Origin of the sequence: Aeromonas sp. FDAARGOS 1408 (assembly GCF_019048665.1) — a bacterium.
In the GTDB taxonomy this organism is placed as follows: domain Bacteria; phylum Pseudomonadota; class Gammaproteobacteria; order Enterobacterales; family Aeromonadaceae; genus Aeromonas; species Aeromonas dhakensis.
The window spans coordinates 3,290,230-3,311,193 of record NZ_CP077394.1 but is presented as its reverse complement, the minus strand read 5'-3'; the positions used below and the strand labels follow the sequence as shown (position 1 = coordinate 3,311,193).

Below are 20,964 nucleotides of genomic sequence, written 5' to 3'. Positions count from 1 at the left end.
TCCTTAATCAGATGAGGTTGAAAATGTCCTGTGCCGGTTCGGTCGGCACCCCCTGGACAAAGCAGGCGACGTGGGCGTCCTGCAGGGCGCGAAACGCCGCTATGTCCGACTCGTCCACCGATACCGTCTTGTGGATCTGACGCTTGCCGTCGGCGTAGTGCATGTTGCCGACGTTGATGCGGGGGATGGGCACCCCGCCCTCCACCAGGGTGCGAAAGTCCGCCGGACTCTTGCACACCAGCAGGATCTTCTGGCGATCGGCGGCCTTGCCGATGTTGTCGATCACCTTCTGCAGTGGCCAGAAGCGCACTGCGATGCCCTCCGCCAGCACCATCTCCATCAGGTTCTGCTGGATGGGGTCCTCTGCGACTTCGTCGTTGGCTACCAGCACCAGATTGGCGCCGGCGAAGCCGACCCATTGCACGCCGACCTGACCGTGGATCAGGCGCTCGTCGATACGGCTCAGCACTATGTTCGGCATCAGACGCCTCCTTGCTGGTTGAACGGATAGATATTGACCCCCTGCACGACCCGGTTGACCCGCCCGCTCGGGCAGGGATTGTCCGGGGTGATGCCCAGCACCAGCGCGGTGTGGAAGGCGTAGTACTGGGCGTAGAGCAGGTAGCAGAGCGCCAGCTCGGCGTCGTCACCGTTGAGGGGGGTGGGCAGATAGATGTGTTCGCCGGCGCTGATGAGCGGATCCGGCCGGTCGGCCAGGGCGACCACCCGGGCGGCATGGCCGTCCTGGCGCAACTCGCCGAGCAGGTCCAGGTCGTACTGGCGGGTATAGGGATCGTTGGACACCATCAGCACGATCAGGGTCTGCCGATTGATGGCCGACTTGGGCCCGTGGCGAAAGCCGGTAGGGGAGTCGTGCATGGCCATCACCTGGCCGGCGGTGAGCTCCAGCAGCTTGAGAGCCGCCTCCTGGGCTACCCCCTGCAGACTGCCGCTGCCAAGGTAGATGACCCGCTCCGGCAACGGTCGATCCCACTCGGGCACCTTCAGCTCGGCCTGGGGCAGGATGGCGTCCCCCAGCGCGATGAGCGGCTGGCTGGCGATCGGGTTGAATTGGCGCGGCAGGAACACCGCCAGACAGCTCAGCATCATGCTGGTCAGGCTGCTGGTCATGGCAAAACTGCGGTCGTGGGTCTGGGGCGGCATCAGCAGCGCCAGGGAGCGGGCATCCTTCTGACAGCGGCGATAGAGCTCCCCCTCGCCGTTGCAGGTCAGCACCAGGTGGTGGCACTCGCTCAGCAGCTGGCTGGCCAGCTCCACCGCCGCCACGCTCTCCGGGCTGTTGCCGGAGCGGGCGAAGGAGATGAGCAGGGTCGGGCAGTCCTGTGCCAGGTATTCGCCCGGATCGGTGACGATGTCGGTGGTGGCGATCGCCTCGAAGCGGCCGTTGAGGCGGGCACTGAGATAGGGGGCGAGGGCGCGGCCGGCAAAGGCGGAGGTGCCGGCTCCGGTCAGGATCACCCGCAGGTTGCCCCGTGACAGCAGGGGCAGCAGGAAGCGTTCAATGGTGGCGCGGCACTCCTCCACCATGGTGAGGGTCTCCCGCCAGGTGGCGGGTTGCTGGCGAATTTCACGGGCGGTGGCCAGGCCGTTGGCCGACCGCAGCGTCTCTTCTGGATAACCAAGGATCATCTCTACAACTCCTTATACAACCGGGGTCAGCCGGGAGTGGCTGGCGGGGACGGCGCTGCAGGCCGCCGCGTATTGGCGCAGCACCTCCTGCACCTGATCGAGAATGAGGTCGTGCACCCGGGGCGACAGCGTGCCCTGGCGCACCTTGCGGTATTGCAGCGGCAGGTGCTGGCTGAGCAGCGGCAGGGGAATGGGTTCGGCGGCCAGGTTGGCCAGCAACCGGGCGTAGCACTCATCGACCCGGCTGTCGGGCCAGTAGTAGCGAATGCGATCGGAGTAGCTGTAGCCGCGGGCCAGCCGGCACTCGTTGGGGCTGCCCTGATAGTGGCTGCGCCAGAAGTCGGGGCGATCCAGCATGGTCTCTTCCAGCACCTGGCGCAGGCCCGAGCAGGCCTTGGCCACCACCAGCTCCTCCTCGATGGCGGCGAGGGCAAACAGTGCCTCGCGCAGGGCGAAGGTGAGGGCGGGGCCGACCTTGAGGATGGCGAAGTGATCGCGCACCAGCTGGTGGTAGGCATCCGGGGTCTGGTAATCGGTGGAGTGGGCCTCGAACACCAGATGGGGATAGGCCTCGATCATCCGGCTCAAGGGGGCGGCCCGCTCGGGGCGGTAGTCGATGACGTGGGTGTGGTCGAACTCCACGCCGGGCTGCACCACTAGACCGATCACCCGCGGCCAGAGCTGGGCCAGTCCGGCCTGCTCGAAGGCCTGCTGGTGGGCGGCCAGGGTGTGGTGCGCCGCCTCCGGCGTGGTGACCGCCAGCTCGGCCAGCTCTTCGTGGGCACCGCCCGGTACCGGCACTTCGGTGCCAATCACATAGACCAGGTCGCTGTGGCCAAACTGCTCTGTGGCGGTCTGCTCGGCCACGCTTGCCAGCCGGGCGGCGCGCACCGCCACCAGTTCGTCGGTCAGCGGCACCGGATCCCCCTGGCAGGACATGCTGCAGTCGAGGTGGATCTTCTTGAAGCCGGCCGCGACATAGCTGGCGACGAGATCCTCGGCGTGGGCCATGGCCTGTTCGGCGGGCTCGCTCTGCCAGCGGTTGGGGCCGAGGTGATCCCCACCCAGTACCAGCCGCTGCACGGGAAAGCGGCACTCGGCGGCGAGCCGGTGCAGCAGGTCGCGAAAATCGGCCGGTGTCATGCCGGTGTAGCCGCCAAATTGATCCACCTGATTGGAAGTGGCCTCGACCAGCAGCAGCTGGTCTCCTTGCGCCGCCAGTCGCAGGGCCGCCTCCAGTACCAGCGGATGGGCGGAGCAGACGGCGTAGATCCCGACCTGTTCCCCCTGCTTGTGTTGTGCGACCAGATCCAGCATTGATTTCATTTCCCTCTTCCTCTTGGCCTGAACAGGATGCGTTGCTTTCGATTTCTTTCTTTACCCTAGGCGTACGGCGTTCGAAACGAAATAAAAGCGTGTTCACATCTTGAGCAAGATCACAAAAAGAAATGAATCGAAAGTGTTTTCGCTGCTTCAGGGAGTCTGATGGCACTTTTCAATTCAATGAAAGCTTGATTTGCCATCGAGGCTGAGTGTTAATAGGGAAACGTAACGAAGTGAAAGCTCTACTTTCACCACAGGACTCCGGCAGAGAGACTATGCAAATCACCGAAAAGAGCGTGCTCGGCACCAGCGAGCGACGGGAGCGCATCATTCAGCAGCTGCGCAGCAATGGCAGCGTTCAGGTCAACGAGCTGGCCGGCCACTATCAGGTCTCCACCGTCACCATCCGCAACGATCTGGCATTTCTGGAGAAACAGGGGGTGGCGGTGCGCGCCTACGGCGGCGCCCTGCTGTGCGAATCCGGTCAGCCGGTGGCCGAGCGCACCATCGCCGACAAGAGCGTGCTCAACACCCCGGTCAAACAGCGCATCGGCGCCATGGCGGCGAGCCTGGTGCAGCCGGGTTGTCGCCTCATTCTCGACTCGGGCACCACCACCCTGGAGGTGGCACGCCACCTGCGCGATCACCAGGAGATAGTGGTGATGACCAACGGCATGAACGTGGCGAATGCCCTGCTGGAGGCGGAAGGGGTGGAGCTGCTGATGACGGGGGGCCACCTGCGCCGCAAGTCGCTCTCCTTCTACGGCGCCCAGGCGGATCTCTCCTTGCAGAACTATCACTTCGATCTGCTGTTTCTCGGGGTGGATGGCATCGATCTGGAGCGCGGCGTCAGCACCCATCACGAAGACGAGGCCAGGCTCAACCGCTGCATGTGCCACGTGGCCGAGCGGATCATCGTCGTGACCGACTCCAGCAAGTTTGGCCGGCTGAGCCTGCACAAGATCATCGATACCCGGCGCATCCACACCCTGATCACCGACGACGCCATTGCGGCGGAGACCTTGGCCGGTCTGCGTCAGGCCGGGATAGAGGTGCTGCTGGTGGAGGCCTGAGCCGGCAATCGACTGAGAATGCGAAAGAGGGACGCCGTGGCGTCCCTCTTTCGTGGTCGGGGCGAAGCTCAGCGTTGCGCGGGAAAGTAACGCTCGAGCAGGGCTGTCAGGATGGCCTGGCTCTCGGCATCCGGTTCACCGCTGACCAGGGCGGGCCGAAAGTGGAGCTGAAAGGCGCGCAGGGCGGCGCGGCTCTGCTCGTCCCAGTTGCCGCTCGGGGTTACGCCATAGCCGTAGCTGGCCAGCCGTTGCTGCCAGCCGAGGGCATCCCAGGCCGGCGCCGGCTGCTGGCGCAGCTCGGCCAGCCGGGTCTCATCGGGCCAGGCGCCCACCCCGTAGTGCAGGGCCAGCTCGCGCCAGGGGAAGTGGGGACCGGGATCCTGCTTGCGCTCGGGGGCGACGTCGCTGTGGGCCAGCACCTGGGTGGGGGGGATCTGGTAGCGCTCGACCAGCTCGCGGGTGAGGGCGCCGAGGGCGGCTATCTGTGCCCGGGTGTAGGGTTGCCAGCGCCGCTGGTGGGCGGGCAGCAGCTCATCTTGTGGCGGGTAGCCGAGGTTGACGATCTCGATACCAAGAGAGCTGGCATTGAGCCCCGTATACTGGTGCCAGCGGCTGCGGCCGGCATGCCAGGCGCGCCGGTTGTCGGGCACCAGCTGGTAGACCGGCAGTGGCCGCTCATGGGTATCGCGCGGGATCAGGTAGTGGGCGCTCACCTGATGGGCCGGCTCTGTCAGCAGGCGCAGGGAACGCTCATCGTCTTCATCCGTGTAGTGCAGGATCAGAAAGGCGATGCGCTCGTTCTGGCTGGCGCTCTGATGGTCGTTGTTGAGCCGATAGGGGGCGGGCTGACAGGCGCTCAGCAGCAGGGTGAGGCAGAGGGCATACCAGTGCCGACAGGTGCCCCATGGCCGACGGCACCCACCCACCGCCAGCAGGCGGGATGATGGTGAGCGCAGACGCCGGCCCATGGTTCAGCCGCGATACTTGGCGGTGAGGCCGATGAGGAAGTTGCGCAGGATCTGATCCCCGCAATCCTGGTAGTGCTTGTGGTCCCGTGAGCGGAACAGGGCGCTCAGCTCGGACTTGGAGAGGTTGAAGTTCGCCAGCTTGAGGGTGGCGAGCATCTCCTCTTCCTTGAAGTTGAGGCCGATGCGCAGCTTGCGCAGGATCATGTTGTTGTTGATCCGGTTCGGGATCACCTGGGGCGGTGCATCTTCCCGCGCGCCACGGCGCACCAGGATCAGGCCGTCGAGGAACTGGCTCAGGGCCGAATCCGGGCAGGCGGCAAAGCCAGCCTCCTGCACTTCACCCTCTTCTGCCTCTTTCATCAGCCAGCCGTGCAGCTGGGCGTGGGTGACGGTCAGGTTGCCCTTGGCGAACATGTCGACCATCTGGTCGTTGCTGATGCTGAGGGCGTAGCGCAGGCGGCGCAAAATATCGTTGTTGGTCATGTCGACTCCTGTGGAAACGGCGCAACTTTACCATCTGACGGGGCCCGCGTCAGAAAAAGCGGGCCACCGGGTCAGGCGAGGTAGCGGGGGGCCTCCTGGCGCACCTGCTCCATCGCATCCTGCAGCTCCAGCAACTCGGGCTCGAGTTCGGCCACCGCCACCCCGTCGCGCAACTGCTGCTCCAGCTGGGAGAGCAGCCGCTGCAGGCGAGGCACCCCCGAGTAGGCGCAGCCGCCGTTGAGGCGGTGGAGCTGGGCCAGCACCTCGCTGTCCTCCACCTGGCCGGCGAGCGCCGCCTCCAGCACCGGATCCACCTCGTCGAAACTGGTCATCAGCATGGTCAGCATCTCCTTGGCGAGATCCAGCTTGCCCGCCGCCTGGCGCACCGCCAGCGACCAGTCGATCTGCTGGCTGGCGTGATTCTGGTGGCGACGATGGGCGAAGTCGGTGATGAGCTTGGCCAGCATGGCCTCGTCGATGGGCTTGGCCAGATAGTCGTCCATGCCCTGGCGGATCAGCCGCTCCCGCTCGCCGGGAATGGCGTGGGCGGTGACCGCGACTATGGGCGTCTCGGTGTTGAGGGACTGGCTGCGAATAGCCTGGGTGGCGCTGATGCCGTCCATGATCGGCATCTGGATATCCATGAAGATGATGTCGAACGGCTGGCTCTGGGCCAGTCTGACCGCCTCCTTGCCGTTCTTGCACACCACCACCTGGCTCACCATCTCCTTGAGCATGGCGGCGATGAGCTTGAGGTTGGCGGCGTTGTCGTCCACCGCCAGCACCTTGATCTCCTGCACGCTGCGCGGGGAGGGCTCTGGCAGCGGGGCGCTGCGCGCCGCCTCGGGGGAGAGCAGGGCGTGCAGCAGCTTGCGATGGTTGATGGGTTTGGAGAGGCAGTGCTGGGCACCGTGGGCCAGCATGGCCTCGTAGAGCGAAGGCTCGTGGCTGCTGAGCAGCACTATGGTGTTCTGCTGGCCATCCAGCCCGTCGAGGCGCGCTACCACCTGCTGCGGGCTGTGCTGGGTACCGCTGCCGATGATCACCATGTCCTGGCTGCTCATCTCGGGCCAGGGGTCGTCGCCGGTCAGGGAGTGCACCTGCAACTGCCACTCCGCCAGCAGGGCGCAGATGGCGGAGTGGCTGAAGGGATCCGGCTCCAGCAGCCAGACCCGCTTGCCCTGGATGCGATCCAGCGGCAACCGGTCGGTCTGGGGCAGGGGGGAGACCTCCAGATCCAGGCTGAAGGAGAAGACTGATCCCTTGCCAAGTTCCGATTCGAAGCGGATCTGCCCCCCCATCTGCTGCACCAGCTTCTGGGTGATGACGAGGCCCAGGCCGGTGCCGCCATAGCGGCGGGAGATGGAGGAGTCGGCCTGGTTGAAGGCCTGGAACAGCTGGCGCTGCTGCTCTTCCGAGATGCCGATGCCGGTGTCGCGGATCAGCACATTGAGCCGCACCTTGTTGCCGCTGAGGCTGCCGGTCTGCTCGATGCGCACATCCACGTTGCCGCGCTCGGTGAACTTGATGGCGTTGCCGGTGAGGTTGGTCAGCACCTGCTGCAGGCGCATGGGGTCGCCGGTGAGGTAGTCCGGCACCTCGGCATCCACCTGCAGGGAGAGCTCCAGCTGCTTGTCGTGGGCGCTGGGGCCGAGCAGGTGCATGGTCTCGTTGAGGGTGTCGCGCAGGCTGAAGGGGATGTGCTCCAGCTGTAGCTTGCCGGCCTCCAGCTTGGAGAAGTCGAGGATGTCGTTGATGATGCCGAGCAGGTTGCGGGCCGACTTCTCGATGGTCTGCATGTAGTCGGTCTGGCTCGGGGTCAGGCTGGTCTTGAGCAGCTGGCGGGTAAAGCCGATGACCCCGTTGAGCGGGGTGCGCAGCTCGTGGGACATGTTGGCGAGGAACTCCGACTTGACCCGCGCCGCCTCCTGCGCCCGCTTCTTGGCCATGTCGAGCTCGACGTTCTGGATCTCGATCTGCTCCAGCGTCTCGCGCAAGTCGGAGGTGGCCTGATCGATGTTCTGCTGCATCTCCTCGTGGTATTCCGAGAGCGCCTTGGCCATGGCGTTGATGCCGTTTTTCAGCATGTCCAGCTCGCCGGTGAGCTGACCGCTGACCCGGGTGTCGAGCCGCCCCTCCCTGATCTTGTGCACCGCCTGCACCATGTCGGTGATGGGCTGGGTCACGCTCTTGACCAGCCGAAAGCCGAACAGGGTGCTGAAGGCGATGCCGATGAGCACCATGATTACCGCGAAGAAGGTGTCGCGGTATTGCAGGATCATGGCCCGGTCTGTGGTCATCTGCATGGAGATGTAGCCGATCATCGGCGGCTCCACGTCGCTTGGCAGCGGGAAGCCGTCCATGCTGGTCTCGGCCTGGATCGGGGTGCGCAAGATGATGTCGTCGCCATAGAGGGTGACGCTGGTGAGCTCGGGGATCTGGCTGCCGTCCGGCAGCCGCAGCCGGGTGAAGTCCCTGTGGTAGTTGGACGTCACGAACAGCTGGTTGTCCTGGGTGAAGACGGCGATGGACTTGATGAGCGGCGAGTTCTTGCGGTGGGTGAGGCCGATCAGCCGCTTGAGTGATTCGCGGCTGTGCTGGGTCATGCCGTATTCGCTGGCGATGGCCAGCGGCTCTATGATGTTGATGCCCTGATCGATCAGGTTGTTTTCCAGCTGCTGATAGCGGTGGAAGGTGAAATAGCCGGCCATCAGGCCGCCGATGATCAGGGTCGGCAAGATGGTAAAGGCCAGCACACGCGCCCGAAGGCCGTATTTGGTCATGCGGATGATCCCCCGAAGAGCAGGGTTGGCAATGGCGTAAACGAGCGGGTGCGGGCCCACAGGCCGTATTTGGTCATACTATTATTCTTGTGGGACAATAGCCTGCTGCAGATTCCACAATCATGACATAGCCACCTATAGGCACCAAGTTTTATGGCCCAGTTTTTCAAGCCCCAAAAGAAATCCACCCAGCCCCAACGTATTGAATTTACGGTAGACAGCCTGGATCACCACTGCGTCGGTATCGGCCGCCATCAGGGCAAAGCGATCTTCATCGAAGGGGCGCTGCCCGGTGAGCAGGTCAAGGCCCGCATCCTCGAAGACAAGAAGCAGTATGCCCACGCAGCCCTGCAACAGGTGGTGACCCCGGCGGCCAATCGCATCGCCCCCTTCTGCAGCCACTACCGCGAGTGTGGCGGCTGCAGCGCCCAGCACCTGGCCGAAGGGGATCAGCGCGCCACCAAGGAGGCCGGCCTGGTCAGCCTGTTCGAGCGGCTCGGCAACATCCAGCCCCCGGCGCTCGAGCCCGTGCTGGGCGGGGAGTCCCACGCCTATCGCCGGGTCTGCCGGTTGGCCATCAAGTTCGACAAGAACGGCCGCTGCACCCGGGTGGGCTTTCGTCGTCGCCAGTCGAACGATCTGGTGGAGATCAGTGGCTGCCCCGTGCTGGCTGAACCGCTCTCCGCACTGATCAGTCCGCTGCGCGAATGCCTCAACCGCCTCAAGAGCCAGCGCGAGCTGGGCCATGCGGAGCTTATCCAGGCCGAGCAGGGGATCCTGATGCTGCTGCGCCATACCGGCCGGCCGACCGAGGCGGATCGGGCGCAGCTGATCGAATTTGCCAAGACGCAGGGGATCGATCTCTATCTACAGGCGGCCGACGAGCAGATTGAGCCGCTGCACCAGCAGTTTGCCCCCTCCTACTCGCTGGATGGCCTGTCTCTTGCATTCGCTCCCGGTGACTTCATTCAGGTCAACGCGCCGGTCAACCAGCGCATGGTGGAGCAGGCACTGAACTGGCTCGAGGCGGGCAAGGATGACAAGGTGCTCGATCTGTTCTGCGGCATCGGCAACTTCACCCTGCCGCTGGCCCGTCAGGCCCGCGAAGTGGTGGGGGTGGAAGGGGAGCTGGCCATGGTGGCCCGTGCCGAAGAGAACGCCCGCCGCAACGGCATCGAGAACGCACGTTTCTACAAGGCGGACCTGAGCGGCGACATCGCCGGCATGTCCTGGGCGCGGGAAGGGTTCGATCTGGTGCTGCTGGATCCGGCCCGTCCCGGAGCGTTCGAGGTGATGGAGCACGTCGTGAAACTTTCACCCAGACGGGTGGTCTACGTTTCCTGTAATCCGGTCACCCTGGCGCGCGACAGCCAGGTGCTGGTGAAAGGGGGCTATCGGCTGGTGCGCCTCGGCATGCTCGACATGTTCCCGCACACCGGCCACCTGGAGTCCATGGCGCTGTTCGAGCGCAAATAGACGGACGGTGATGGGCAAAACGGACGTGGTGGCGGTGCCATGAAAGGGCCGCCGTCAGCTGACGATGGTGGCGTCCATAACGCTGTCTGGGCAGGCATGATTGGGGTAATCTAGACCCTTGTAAATCGGCAGGGCCTGACGGAGAACTCTATTGTTTTTCTTGACAATATGCCTTGAAAAATTCTCCGCAGATCCCCATTTGAGGCAATCTCATGAGGGGAGAGGGCGACAGCCTTCAGCCCAATAATTTAAAGGATTGATACCATGGTTGCGGTTCGCGATATTCATTTGAAAGACAACTTCACCCTGGAGGAGTGGGTCAGCTCGCTCACCCTGAGTGACAGTGACAAGGATCAGCTGCGAACCGTCTACCAGTACTGTCTGACGCTCGGTGACGAAGCGCTCACCAACCGGCTGCTGGTGCGCGGGGTCGAGATGGTGGGCATCCTGCTGATGCTCAGCATGGATCTCGGCACCCTCAAGGCCGCCATCATCTACCCCTTCGTCGAAGCCGGTCTCATCAGCCAGGAGCGGATGGACGAGGACTTCGGTTCCAAGATCGCCAAGCTGGTGGAAGGGGTGCTGGAGATGGAGGCCATCCGCTCCCTGCAGACCCTGCACCGCAGCGAAACCTCGCCGGAGCAGGTCGACAACGTGCGGCGCATGCTGCTCGCCATGGTCGAGGATGTGCGCGCCGTGGTGATCAAGCTGGCGGAGCGGATCGCCTGCCTGCGGGAGGCTAAAAAGGCGGATGAAGAGACCCGGGTGCTGATGGCCCAGGAGATCACCAACATCTATGCCCCGCTGGCCAACCGGCTCGGCATCGGTCAGCTCAAGTGGGAGCTCGAGGATCTCGCCTTCCGCTATCTGCACCCGGATACCTACAAGCAGATCGCCAAACAGCTCGACGAGAAGCGCCTCGATCGGGAGCTCTACATTCGCGAGTTCGTGCAGTCCCTGCGTGATGCCCTTAAAGAGGCGGGAGTCGAGGCCGAAGTCTACGGCCGGCCGAAACACATCTACAGCATTTGGCGCAAGATGCAGAAGAAGCACCTCGAATTCAACGAGCTGTTCGACGTGCGTGCGGTGCGGGTGGTGACCAAGCGGCTGCAGGATTGCTATGCGGCGCTCGGCATCGTTCACACCCACTTCCACCACATTCCCCGCGAGTTTGACGACTATGTCGCCAACCCCAAACCCAACGGCTACCAGTCCATCCATACCGTGGTGGTGGGGCCCGAGGGCAAGACGGTGGAGATCCAGATCCGTACCGACCAGATGCACCAGGATGCCGAGCTCGGTGTGGCGGCCCACTGGCGCTACAAAGAAGGGGCTCAGGCCGGCGGCAAGGCCAACAACTTCGAAGACAAGATCGAGTGGCTGCGCAAGCTGCTCGCCTGGCAGGAGGATCTCTCCGAGAGCGGCTCCCTGCTCGAGGATCTGCGCAGTCAGGTGTTCGAGGACAGGGTCTATGTGTTCACTCCGAAAGGGGATGTCATCGACCTGCCGGCGGGGGCTACGCCCCTCGACTTTGCCTATCACGTCCACAGCATGATCGGCCACCGCTGCATCGGCGCCAAGATCGACGGCCGCATCGTGCCGTTCACCTATGCGCTGCAGACCGGTGATCAGGTCGAGGTGATCACCCAGAAAGAGCCGAACCCGAGTCGCGACTGGATGAACCCCAACTCAGGCTTCCTGCGCTCCAGCCGGGCGCGGGCCAAGGTGGCCACCTGGTTCAGAAAGCTGGATCGGGACAAGAACATCGTCGCCGGGCGCGAGCTGTTCGACAAGGAGCTGGATCGCCACAACCTCAGCATGGCCAAGATCGACAAGGGCAACATGCTGCGCCGCTTCAATCTGGAGAGTACCGACGATCTGCTGGCCGGCATCGGCAGCGGCGACATCCGCATCAACCAGGTGATCAACTACCTGGACACCTGCTACAACAAGCCGACGGCGGAGGAGGAAGATCGCCGCCTGCTGGAGAAACTGGAGCAGAAGGCCAACGCGCCGTTCCGCCACAAGCCCAAGGATCACATAGTCGTGGAAGGGGTCGGCAACCTGATGACCCACATCGCCCGCTGTTGCCAGCCGATCCCCGGGGATGCCATCCAGGGCTTCATCACCATGGGCCGCGGCGTATCCATCCACCGGGAGGATTGCGAGCAACTCAAAGAGCTGTCGCGCCGCAACCCGGAGCGGTTGATCGACGCGGTATGGGGGGAGAACTACTCCGGCGGTTACGGTCTCACCATCCGCATCCTCTCCAACGACAGATCCGGCCTGCTGCGCGACATCACGACCGTACTCGCCAACGAGAAGATCAACGTGATGGGGGTGCGCTCACGCTCCAACGTGCGCGAGCAGACCGCCGAGATCGACATGGAGCTGGAGATTTACAACATCAACGCCTTCAACCGGGCGTTGGCCAAGCTCAGCCAGCTCAACGACGTGATCAGCGCCAAGCGCCTCTGATCGTACGCAACACTGCACTCGTGACCGACCGCCAGGTCGGTCACTGTTTTCTCCCGGTAGCATCAAGAAAAGCGAACATCCCATGTCCCAACGTTACGACCTGCCCCAACTGCTCGCCATCATGGCCAAACTGCGCGACCCGAACGGGGGCTGCCCCTGGGATCTCAAGCAGAGCTTCCAGACCATAGTGCCGCACACCCTGGAGGAGGCCTATGAGGTAGCCGACGCCATCGAGACCGAAGATTGGCAGGGGCTGAAAGGGGAGCTGGGGGATCTGCTGTTCCAGGTGGTGTTCTATGCCCAGCTTGGCAAGGAGCAGGGGCTGTTCGACTTTGCCGACATCGTCGACACGGTGAGCGAGAAGCTCATTCGTCGCCACCCCCATGTCTTCTCCGATGCCGACCTCGGTGACGAGCAGGCGGTGAAGGTGAACTGGGAGGCGGAAAAGGCCAGGGAGCGGGCGGCACTCGACAAAGAGAGCGTGCTTGACGACATCCCCCTCTCGCTGCCGGCCCTGACCCGCGCCGCTAAGATCCAGAAGCGCTGCGCCACCGTCGGTTTTGACTGGAAGACGCTTGGCCCTGTGGTAGACAAGATCCACGAGGAGATCGACGAGGTGATGGAAGAGGCGCTGATGGCCGACGTGGATGAAGAACGGGTGAGCGACGAACTCGGCGATCTGCTGTTTGCCACCGTCAATCTGGTGCGTCATCTCGGCAAGGATCCGGAGCAGGTGCTGCGGGGCGCCAACGCCAAGTTCGAACGCCGCTTTCGTCAGGTTGAACAGTTTATCGCCGCGGAAGGGCTGAAAATGACCGACTGCAGCCTCGAGAAGCTGGATGCCGCCTGGGTCAAGGCCAAGGAAACCGAACAAAGTTGATTTGGCGCAAGATGGGGGCGCCGGGAGCCTGATAGATTTTTGTTCATTGTTTGGGAGAGGGGGTTTTGGTATACTGTTTCCCCGTCCTGCTTCATCCCCGAAGCACCCCTTAAAATTCCCTAAACTTCTTTCAGGTTCAGCATGACGACAAAATATATTTTTGTAACTGGTGGCGTTGTTTCATCCCTCGGCAAAGGCATTGCCGCAGCTTCTCTGGCAGCCATTCTGGAAGCCCGTGGTCTGGATGTGACCATCATGAAACTGGACCCCTATATCAACGTGGATCCGGGCACCATGAGCCCGACCCAGCACGGTGAAGTGTTCGTAACCGAGGACGGGGCCGAGACCGATCTGGACTTGGGCCACTACGAGCGTTTCATCCGCACCAAGATGACCCGCCGCAACAACTTCACCACCGGTCGCATCTATGCCGACGTGCTGCGCAAAGAGCGCCGCGGCGACTATCTGGGCGCCACCATTCAGGTGATCCCGCACATCACCAACGCCATTAAAGAGCGGGTGATTGCCGGTGCCGAAGGCCATCAGGTTGCCATCGTCGAAGTGGGCGGTACCGTGGGCGACATCGAGTCCCTGCCGTTCCTCGAAGCCATTCGTCAGCTGGCTGCCGAAGTGGGTCGCAACAACGCCATGTTCATGCACCTGACCCTGGTACCTTATCTGGCCGCCGCCGGCGAAGTGAAGACCAAGCCGACCCAGCACTCCGTGAAGGAGCTGCTCTCCATCGGTATCCAGCCGGATGTGCTGATCTGCCGTTCCGACCGCGCCATTCCGGCCAACGAACGTGCCAAGATCGCCCTGTTCTGCAACGTGCCGGAGCGTGCCGTCATCTCCATGAAGGACGTCGACTCCATCTACAAGATCCCGGCGCTGCTGAAATCCCAGAACCTGGACTCCTACATCACCGAGCGCTTCGGCATCGAGTGCAAGGAGGCCGATCTGGCCGAGTGGGAACAGGTCATCTATGAAGAGGCCAACCCGACTGCAGAAGTGACCATCGGCATGGTAGGCAAGTACGTCTCCCTGCCGGATGCCTACAAGTCCGTCAACGAGGCGCTCAAGCACGGCGGTCTGAAGACCCGTCTCTCCGTCAACATCAAGTACATCGATTCCCAGGACATCGAGACCCGTGGCGCCGAGCTGCTGGAAGGTCTGGACGCAATCCTGGTGCCGGGTGGCTTCGGTGAGCGCGGCGTGGAAGGCAAGATCCTGGCGGCCCAGTATGCCCGCGAGAACAAGATCCCGTATCTCGGCATCTGTCTCGGTATGCAGGTTGCGATGATCGAATTCGCCCGCAACGTGGCCGGCATGGCCGGGGCTCACTCCTCCGAATTCAAGAAAGATTGCGCCTACCCGGTAGTGGGTCTCATCACCGAGTGGGTGGATGACGAAGGCAACGTCGAGACCCGGACCGAGAAGTCCGATCTGGGCGGCACCATGCGTCTGGGTTCCCAGCTCTGCCACCTGGTGGAAGATTCCAAGGTGCGTCAGATGTACGGCAGCCCGACCATTTACGAGCGCCACCGTCACCGTTATGAAGTGAACAACAAGCTGCTGCCGCAGATCGAAGCAGCGGGCCTGAAAGTGACCGGTCTCTCCGCCGACAAGAAGTTGGTGGAAATCATCGAGATCCCGGATCACCCCTGGTTCGTGGCCGCGCAGTTCCACCCGGAGTTCACCTCGACTCCTCGTGATGGCCACGCCCTGTTCGCCGGTTTTGTGAAGGCGGCGGGCGAGTATCAGAAGCGTAATCTGAAGTAATTGAAAATAAATGCGGTTGGGGCCCTGTGCCACAGCCGCTTTTTTTGGCATATTTTTGTTGTTTTTTTACGAAACCTGAGGAAATACACATGTCCAAGATCGTTAAAGTGATCGGTCGTGAAATCATCGACTCCCGTGGTAACCCGACCGTTGAGGCCGAAGTTCACCTGGAAGGTGGTTTTGTTGGTATGGCAGCCGCTCCGTCTGGCGCGTCCACCGGTTCCCGCGAAGCGCTGGAACTGCGTGACGGCGATAAGAGCCGTTTCCTGGGTAAAGGCGTGCTGAAAGCTCTCGAAGCCGTCAACGGCCCGATCGCTCAAGCGCTGCTGGGTAAAGATGCCAAGGACCAGGCCACTGTCGACCAGATCATGATCGACCTCGACGGTACCGAGAACAAATCCAAGTTCGGCGCCAACGCCATCCTGGCTGTTTCCCTGGCCAACGCCAAAGCTGCCGCTGCTGCCAAAGGCATGCCGCTGTACGCCCACATCGCCGAGCTGAACGGCACCCCGGGTATCTACTCCATGCCGCTGCCCATGATGAACATCATCAACGGTGGTGAGCACGCCGACAACAACGTCGACATCCAGGAGTTCATGATCCAGCCGGTTGGCGCCAAGACCCTGAAAGAAGCCGTTCGCATGGGCGCCGAAGTGTTCCACAACCTGGCCAAAGTGCTGAAGTCCAAGGGCTACAACACTGCAGTTGGTGACGAAGGTGGTTTCGCTCCGAACCTGAAATCCAACGCCGAAGCGCTGGAAGTGATCGCCGAAGCCGTTGCTGCTGCCGGTTACAAGCTGGGCACCGACGTGACCCTGGCCATGGACTGCGCTGCTTCCGAGTTCTACGACGCAGAGAAGAAAGAGTACAACCTGAAAGGCGAAGGCCGTGTCTTCACCTCCAACGGTTTCTCCGACTTCCTGGAAGAGCTGACTGCCAAGTTCCCGATCGTCTCCATCGAAGACGGCCTGGACGAATCTGACTGGGAAGGCTTCGCCTACCAGACCCAGAAACTGGGCAAGAAAATCCAGATCGTGGGTGACGACCTGTTCGTAACCAACACCAAGATCCTGAAGCGCGGTATCGACAACGGCATCGCCAACTCCATCCTGATCAAGTTCAACCAGATCGGTTCCCTGACCGAAACTCTGGCTGCCATCAAGATGGCCAAAGACGCTGGCTACACTGCCGTCATCTCCCACCGCTCCGGTGAGACCGAAGACGCGACCATCGCCGATCTGGCCGTTGGTACCGCTGCTGGCCAGATCAAGACCGGTTCCATGAGCCGTTCTGACCGTGTTGCCAAGTACAACCAGCTGATCCGCATCGAAGAAGCCCTGGGTGCCAAGGCTCCGTTCCGCGGTCTGAAAGAAGTGAAGAACCAGGCTTAATCGTCGCCTGTTCTCCGGCTTCACAAAGCCCCGCCATCCGGCGGGGCTTTTTCGTCTGTGTCACCCCCATCCCCGAATTCTGCATTTTTTGTTCCGACCGAACCCATCCGGGACACAGGCTTTCTTTTGTCTTGCCTGCGAATATGGGAAACTAGGCCGCTTGAAGGAGACTCAGTGCATGCGGCTACTCACTCTTATCCTGCTCTTCCTGTTGGGAGGGCTTCAATACGACCTCTGGCTGGGGAAGAATGGCCTGTCTGACTATCGTGAGCTGTCCGATGCCATCACCCGGCAGCAGCAGGACAATCTGGTACTCAAGGATCGCAACAACCTGATTTATCGTGAGATTGATGACCTGACCTCGGGCCTGGAGGCTATCGAGGAGCTGTCGCGCAACGATCTTGGCTACATCAAGCAGGGCGAGACCTTCTACCGCATCATTCCCAAGGACAAAGACAAGGGCTCCAGTTCCGGAGACGCAGCCTACGATGACTGATCATCACAGCGGATTGACCGCCATCGTGCCGGCCGCCGGCATCGGCAGCCGGATGGGGGCAGAGCGCCCGAAACAGTATCTGCAGCTGGCGGGCATGGCCATTCTGGAGCACACCCTGATCCGGCTGCTCTCCCACCCGGCCATCGGTCAGGTCATAGTGGCGCTGGCTCCCCATGATCGCTGGTTTGACACCCTCCCGGTGGCGCAGGATGAGCGGATCCTGCGGGTCGAGGGGGGCGCCGAGCGCGCCTTCTCCGTGCTCAATGCGCTGCACGTGACGCAAGGGGAGTGGGTGCTGGTGCATGACGCCGCCCGCCCCTGCCTGACCCACGGCGATCTCGATCGACTCATCGCCACCGCCATGGCCTGTGGCGGAGCCATCCTCGGCAGCCGGGTGCGCGACACCATGAAGCGTTCCGACGCTGCCGGCAACATCCTCGCCACCGTCGAGCGCGAGGAGCTCTGGCATGCCCTGACTCCGCAGATGTTCCCCACCGGCCCCCTCAAGCGGGCGCTGGAGGAGGGGCTGGCACTGGGCGCCACCATCACGGATGAGGCCTCCGCCATGGAGCGGGCCGGCTTCCCGGTGCGAATGGTGGAAGGGCGGGCCGACAACATCAAGGTGACCCGGCCGGAGGATCTCTCCCTGGCGGGGCTCTATTTGCAGCAACAGGACGCGCGCCGGCCGGCGCGACCCGATTCACCCACAGAGGAGCTGGCATGATCCGGATTGGACATGGTTTTGATGTACACAAGTTTGGCGGGGTTGGCCCCTGCATGCTGGGCGGGGTGGCGGTGCCGTATGAACAGGGTCTGCTGGCTCACTCCGATGGTGACGTGGTGCTGCATGCGGTGAGCGATGCCCTGCTGGGGGCCATCGGCGCCGGCGACATCGGCCGCCATTTCCCCGATACCGCGGCCGAATTCAAGGGCATCGACAGCCGCATCCTGCTGCGGGACGTGTTTGCCCGGGTGCTGAAGGCGGGTTATGCCATCGGCAATCTGGATGTGACCATCATCGCCCAGGCGCCCAAGATGGCGCCCCACATCGACGCCATGTGCGCCGTGCTGGCCGCCGATCTGCAATGTGATTTGAACCGGGTGAACGTCAAGGCGACGACCACCGAACAGCTTGGATTCACGGGGCGCAAGGAAGGGATCGCCACCGAAGCCGTCGTCTTACTGGTGAAACAATAATGCTCGAACAACTGGCCTACCTGCACGGGGCGCCCACTGCCCGCGGCATCCTCAAGGCGCAAGCCGCCGACTTCGTGGTCAATGAAGATCTCGGGTTTGAACCCTGCGGCGAGGGTGAGCACATCTTCGTCCAGGTGCGCAAAACCGGCGAGAACACCGCTTGGGTGGCGGGCCTGCTGGCCGATGCGGCCGGGGTTGCCCGCAATGCGGTGACCTGGGCCGGGCTGAAAGATCGCCACGCGGTGACCGAACAGTGGTTCGGTATTCACCTGCCGGGCAAGGCAGAGCCTGATCTCTCCGTCATCGAGAGCGACAGCATCCAGATCCTGCAGGTGAAGCGCCACAACAAGAAGCTGCGAGTCGGCTATCTCAAGGGCAACCACTTCACCCTGCGCCTCACCGCGCTGGAGCAGGCCGACGGGCTGGAGTCCCGCCTGCAGGCCATCGCCGATCAGGGCGTGCCCAACTACTACGGCGAGCAGCGTTTCGGCCGCGGTGGCAACAATCTGGAGGCCGCCAAGGCGATGTTCGCCGGCAAGCGGATCAAGGATCGCAACAAGCGCTCCCTCTACCTCTCCGCCGCCCGCAGCATGCTGTTCAACGCCATCGTCAGCGCCCGCATCGAGCAGGGGCTGGCCCATCAGCTGCTGGCTGGCGACTGCGTGATGCTCAAAGGCAGCCACTCCATCTTCAGCGAAGAGAGCGTGACGCCCGAGCTGGAGGCGCGTCTCGCCTCTGGCGACGTGCAGCTCACCGCGCCCCAGTGGGGGCGTGGTCGCTCTGCCAGCCAGGGCGCCGCCGCCGAGTTCGAGCAGGCAGTGCTGGCGCCTTATCACGATTGGTGCGAGGGGCTGGAGAAGGCGGGGCTGGATCAGGATCGCCGTCCCTTACTGCTCAAGCCGCAGGCCATGAGCTGGCAGCTGGAGGGGGCCGTGTTGACCCTGTCGTTCTTCCTGCCGGCCGGGGCGTTTGCCACCAGCGTGGTGCGCGAGTTAATGCAGGCCGAAGAGGCCGATCATGGTTTCAGGAATCAGTCCGATGAGAATTCTGGTCAGTAATGACGACGGTGTGCATGCCGAGGGCATCCGTGCCCTCAGCGAGGCGCTGGCCGCCTGTGGCGAGGTCATCGTGGTGGCGCCGGATCGCAATCGCAGCGGGGCGAGTCACTCCCTGACGCTGGAAGTACCGCTGCGGGTCACCCGCATCGCCGAAACCGGATATCATGCGGTGAAGGGAACGCCGACCGATTGCGTGCACCTGGCCGTCAACGAGCTGGTGCGTCCGGAACCCGACATGGTGGTGGCCGGCATCAACCACGGTGCCAACCTGGGGGATGACGTCATCTACTCGGGCACGGTGGCGGCTGCGACCGAGGGGCGCCACCTTGGATTCCCCTCGCTGGCCATCTCGCTGGTAGGCAAGACCCATTTCTCCACGGCGGCCCACTACGCGGCCCTGCTGGTGAAAGGCATGATGGTGCACCCGTTGCCTGCCGATCAGATCCTCAACGTCAATGTGCCTGACCTGCCCCTCGATCAGATCAAGGGGATCAGGGTGACGCGCCTTGGCAACCGCCACCGGGCGGAGTCGGTGATCTGCACCGAGGATCCCCGCGGCCAGCCCATCTACTGGATCGGCCCCCCCGGCAGCCAGCAAGATGCGGGAGAAGGCACGGATTTCGCCGCCATCGAGCAGGGCTACGTCTCGATCACCCCCCTGACCATCGATATGACTGCCTACAGCAGTCTGGCAGGGCTGGGGGCTTGGTTGGACCTGCAGGGATGAAGGTGTGATAGTACAGCGCCTGTTAAACCAGCTGATCGCGCAGGACATTCGCGATTTCCGTGTACTCGCGGCGATTGCCAAGGTGCCGCGCCAGCTGTTCGTGGATGAAGCCATGGCCCACAAGGCCTGGGACAATACGGCCCTGCCCATCGGTCACGGCCAGACCATCTCGCAGCCCTACATGGTGGCGCGCATGACCGAGCTGCTGATCCAGAACAATCCGGCCCATGTGCTGGAGATTGGTACAGGATCGGGTTATCAGACGGCGGTGCTGGCTCATCTGGTGGAGCACGTCTACACGGTGGAGCGGATCAAGTCGCTGCAGTTTCAGGCCCGGCGCCGGCTGCGCCAGCTCGATCTGCACAATGTCTCCGCCAAGCACGGCAATGGCTGGCTGGGTTGGCCCAATAAAGGACCGTTTGACGCCATTCTGGTCACGGCGGCCGCCAGCGAGGTGCCGACGGCCCTCACCGACCAGCTGGCCGACGGTGGCAGGCTGGTGTTGCCGGTGGGGGATAGCCAGCAGACCCTGCAGCTGATCGAGCGGTCGGGCTCCCAGCTCACCAGCCGGATCCTGGAGCCGGTCCGTTTTGTTCCCCTGATTGACGGAGATGTCGAGTGAAGTTGTTTTCCCGCCTCTATGTGCTGGTGATGCAGTGGGCGCGCCACAAGTATGCCCCCTGGTATCTGGCGATCACCGCCTTCATCGAGTCGGTGTTCTGGCCCATCCCGGTGGATGTGATGCTGGCCCCCATGGCGCTCGGCAAACCCCGGCGGGCCTGGCACTATGCCGCGCTCGCCACCCTGTTTTCGGTACTGGGCGCCCTGGTGGGTTACCTGCTCGGCTATGCCCTGTGGGAGCCTGTCGTCCAGCCGCTGGTTGTGTCGGTCGGCTATGAGGAGAAGATTGCTGTGGCCGAACAGTGGTTTCAGCAGTGGGGTATCTGGGTGATTTTTATTGCCAGCTTCACGCCGATCCCCTACAAGGTGTTTACCGTCACGGCCGGTCTGCTGCAAATGGCACTGCTGCCCTTCATCGTGACCTCGCTGATCGGGCGTGGCATGCGCTTTTTCCTGGTGGCGGGTCTGATGCGCTGGGGTGGCGAAAAGATGGAGCGCAAGCTGATGCACTATGTGGATGTGCTGGGTTGGCTCTGTATTGGTTTGGCCGTCGTGGCCTATTTCTGGTTTAGTCGTTGAGG

The 20,964-nt window shown here is 62.8% G+C and carries 19 protein-coding genes; 13 read left to right on the top strand and 6 right to left on the bottom strand.

Annotated features, from left to right (window positions below):
- Positions 1-7 precede the first annotated feature (7 nt).
- The 3 genes from agaV to kbaZ are packed head-to-tail and all read right to left on the bottom strand — an operon-like array spanning position 8 to position 2,976.
- A complete protein-coding gene (gene agaV / locus I6L38_RS15165) occupies positions 8-481 on the bottom strand; it encodes a PTS N-acetylgalactosamine transporter subunit IIB (RefSeq protein ID WP_005309404.1) in 474 nt (157 codons plus the stop codon).
- Positions 481-1,650 (bottom strand): SIS domain-containing protein, encoded by a 1,170-nt coding sequence (locus tag I6L38_RS15160; RefSeq protein ID WP_017780936.1) that lies wholly within the window; start codon positions 1,648-1,650, stop codon positions 481-483. Before I6L38_RS15160 ends, agaV begins: the two co-directional genes overlap by 1 nt.
- 12 nt (positions 1,651-1,662) lie before the next feature.
- Complete coding sequence (gene kbaZ, locus I6L38_RS15155; RefSeq protein WP_043170426.1) at positions 1,663-2,976, bottom strand: tagatose-bisphosphate aldolase subunit KbaZ; 1,314 nt, start codon at positions 2,974-2,976, stop codon at positions 1,663-1,665.
- Between the two features lie 272 nt (positions 2,977-3,248).
- Here kbaZ and I6L38_RS15150 point away from each other — a divergent pair, with 272 nt between their 5' ends.
- The gene (locus I6L38_RS15150) at positions 3,249-4,046 is read left to right on the top strand and encodes a DeoR family transcriptional regulator (protein ID WP_005309410.1); all 798 of its coding nucleotides are present in this window, start codon (positions 3,249-3,251) and stop codon (positions 4,044-4,046) included.
- A gap of 68 nt (positions 4,047-4,114) precedes the next feature.
- Here the strand turns inward: I6L38_RS15150 and I6L38_RS15145 are convergent, their stop codons facing one another.
- The 3 genes from I6L38_RS15145 to barA form a co-directional block, all read right to left on the bottom strand.
- The gene (locus I6L38_RS15145; protein ID WP_043170424.1) at positions 4,115-5,014 is read right to left on the bottom strand and encodes an N-acetylmuramoyl-L-alanine amidase; all 900 of its coding nucleotides are present in this window, start codon (positions 5,012-5,014) and stop codon (positions 4,115-4,117) included.
- Between the two features lie 3 nt (positions 5,015-5,017).
- Positions 5,018-5,497 (bottom strand): DUF1456 family protein, encoded by a 480-nt coding sequence (locus I6L38_RS15140; protein ID WP_005309414.1) that lies wholly within the window; start codon positions 5,495-5,497, stop codon positions 5,018-5,020.
- Between the two features lie 71 nt (positions 5,498-5,568).
- Positions 5,569-8,280, bottom strand: a complete 2,712-nt coding sequence (gene barA / locus I6L38_RS15135) for a two-component sensor histidine kinase BarA (RefSeq protein ID WP_024941396.1) — start codon at positions 8,278-8,280, stop codon at positions 5,569-5,571.
- Positions 8,281-8,433: 153 nt separating this feature from the next.
- Here barA and rlmD point away from each other — a divergent pair, with 153 nt between their 5' ends.
- The 12 genes from rlmD (at position 8,434) to I6L38_RS15075 (ending at position 20,962) form a co-directional block, all read left to right on the top strand.
- Positions 8,434-9,756 carry a 23S rRNA (uracil(1939)-C(5))-methyltransferase RlmD gene (gene rlmD / locus I6L38_RS15130; RefSeq protein WP_216988682.1) on the top strand — a complete coding sequence of 441 codons (1,323 nt, stop codon included), beginning with the start codon at positions 8,434-8,436 and terminating at the stop codon, positions 9,754-9,756.
- A 264-nt stretch (positions 9,757-10,020) separates the two neighbouring features.
- Entirely contained in the window at positions 10,021-12,234 is a 2,214-nt protein-coding gene (gene relA, locus I6L38_RS15125; RefSeq protein ID WP_043170422.1) for a GTP diphosphokinase, read from the top strand.
- A gap of 82 nt (positions 12,235-12,316) precedes the next feature.
- Complete coding sequence (gene mazG, locus I6L38_RS15120) at positions 12,317-13,114, top strand: nucleoside triphosphate pyrophosphohydrolase (protein ID WP_043170420.1); 798 nt, start codon at positions 12,317-12,319, stop codon at positions 13,112-13,114.
- 141 nt (positions 13,115-13,255) lie between these two features.
- Complete coding sequence (gene pyrG / locus I6L38_RS15115; RefSeq protein ID WP_005309423.1) at positions 13,256-14,893, top strand: glutamine hydrolyzing CTP synthase; 1,638 nt, start codon at positions 13,256-13,258, stop codon at positions 14,891-14,893.
- A gap of 89 nt (positions 14,894-14,982) precedes the next feature.
- Positions 14,983-16,284, top strand: coding sequence for a phosphopyruvate hydratase (gene eno / locus I6L38_RS15110; protein WP_043170418.1), 1,302 nt, complete (start codon positions 14,983-14,985; stop codon positions 16,282-16,284).
- 178 nt (positions 16,285-16,462) lie between these two features.
- Positions 16,463-16,780 (top strand): cell division protein FtsB, encoded by a 318-nt coding sequence (gene ftsB, locus I6L38_RS15105; protein WP_005309428.1) that lies wholly within the window; start codon positions 16,463-16,465, stop codon positions 16,778-16,780.
- A complete protein-coding gene (gene ispD / locus I6L38_RS15100) occupies positions 16,773-17,504 on the top strand; it encodes a 2-C-methyl-D-erythritol 4-phosphate cytidylyltransferase (protein WP_043170416.1) in 732 nt (243 codons plus the stop codon). The genes ftsB and ispD overlap by 8 nt, the downstream gene beginning before the upstream one ends.
- Positions 17,501-17,977, top strand: coding sequence for a 2-C-methyl-D-erythritol 2,4-cyclodiphosphate synthase (gene ispF, locus I6L38_RS15095; protein ID WP_017764741.1), 477 nt, complete (start codon positions 17,501-17,503; stop codon positions 17,975-17,977). Before ispD ends, ispF begins: the two co-directional genes overlap by 4 nt.
- Positions 17,977-19,035 (top strand): tRNA pseudouridine(13) synthase TruD, encoded by a 1,059-nt coding sequence (truD, locus tag I6L38_RS15090; RefSeq protein WP_201881385.1) that lies wholly within the window; start codon positions 17,977-17,979, stop codon positions 19,033-19,035. Before ispF ends, truD begins: the two co-directional genes overlap by 1 nt.
- Positions 19,016-19,762: a 5'/3'-nucleotidase SurE gene (surE, locus tag I6L38_RS15085; protein ID WP_043170413.1), complete on the top strand. Its 747-nt coding sequence runs from the start codon at positions 19,016-19,018 to the stop codon at positions 19,760-19,762. The genes truD and surE overlap by 20 nt, the downstream gene beginning before the upstream one ends.
- A 4-nt stretch (positions 19,763-19,766) precedes the next feature.
- Entirely contained in the window at positions 19,767-20,384 is a 618-nt protein-coding gene (locus tag I6L38_RS15080; protein WP_005309437.1) for a protein-L-isoaspartate(D-aspartate) O-methyltransferase, read from the top strand.
- Entirely contained in the window at positions 20,381-20,962 is a 582-nt protein-coding gene (locus I6L38_RS15075) for a YqaA family protein (protein ID WP_043170411.1), read from the top strand. Before I6L38_RS15080 ends, I6L38_RS15075 begins: the two co-directional genes overlap by 4 nt.
- The last annotated feature ends 2 nt before the right edge of the window (positions 20,963-20,964 follow it).

Coding starts and splice junctions, on each gene's coding strand:
- agaV (WP_005309404.1), bottom strand. CDS start 481: ATGCCGAACATAGTGCTGAGCCGTATCGACGAGCGCCTGATCCACGGT.
- I6L38_RS15160 (WP_017780936.1), bottom strand. CDS start 1,650: ATGATCCTTGGTTATCCAGAAGAGACGCTGCGGTCGGCCAACGGCCTG.
- kbaZ (WP_043170426.1), bottom strand. CDS start 2,976: ATGAAATCAATGCTGGATCTGGTCGCACAACACAAGCAGGGGGAACAG.
- I6L38_RS15150 (WP_005309410.1), top strand. CDS start 3,249: ATGCAAATCACCGAAAAGAGCGTGCTCGGCACCAGCGAGCGACGGGAG.
- I6L38_RS15145 (WP_043170424.1), bottom strand. CDS start 5,014: ATGGGCCGGCGTCTGCGCTCACCATCATCCCGCCTGCTGGCGGTGGGT.
- I6L38_RS15140 (WP_005309414.1), bottom strand. CDS start 5,497: ATGACCAACAACGATATTTTGCGCCGCCTGCGCTACGCCCTCAGCATC.
- barA (WP_024941396.1), bottom strand. CDS start 8,280: ATGACCAAATACGGCCTTCGGGCGCGTGTGCTGGCCTTTACCATCTTG.
- rlmD (WP_216988682.1), top strand. CDS start 8,434: ATGGCCCAGTTTTTCAAGCCCCAAAAGAAATCCACCCAGCCCCAACGT.
- relA (WP_043170422.1), top strand. CDS start 10,021: ATGGTTGCGGTTCGCGATATTCATTTGAAAGACAACTTCACCCTGGAG.
- mazG (WP_043170420.1), top strand. CDS start 12,317: ATGTCCCAACGTTACGACCTGCCCCAACTGCTCGCCATCATGGCCAAA.
- pyrG (WP_005309423.1), top strand. CDS start 13,256: ATGACGACAAAATATATTTTTGTAACTGGTGGCGTTGTTTCATCCCTC.
- eno (WP_043170418.1), top strand. CDS start 14,983: ATGTCCAAGATCGTTAAAGTGATCGGTCGTGAAATCATCGACTCCCGT.
- ftsB (WP_005309428.1), top strand. CDS start 16,463: ATGCGGCTACTCACTCTTATCCTGCTCTTCCTGTTGGGAGGGCTTCAA.
- ispD (WP_043170416.1), top strand. CDS start 16,773: ATGACTGATCATCACAGCGGATTGACCGCCATCGTGCCGGCCGCCGGC.
- ispF (WP_017764741.1), top strand. CDS start 17,501: ATGATCCGGATTGGACATGGTTTTGATGTACACAAGTTTGGCGGGGTT.
- truD (WP_201881385.1), top strand. CDS start 17,977: ATGCTCGAACAACTGGCCTACCTGCACGGGGCGCCCACTGCCCGCGGC.
- surE (WP_043170413.1), top strand. CDS start 19,016: ATGAGAATTCTGGTCAGTAATGACGACGGTGTGCATGCCGAGGGCATC.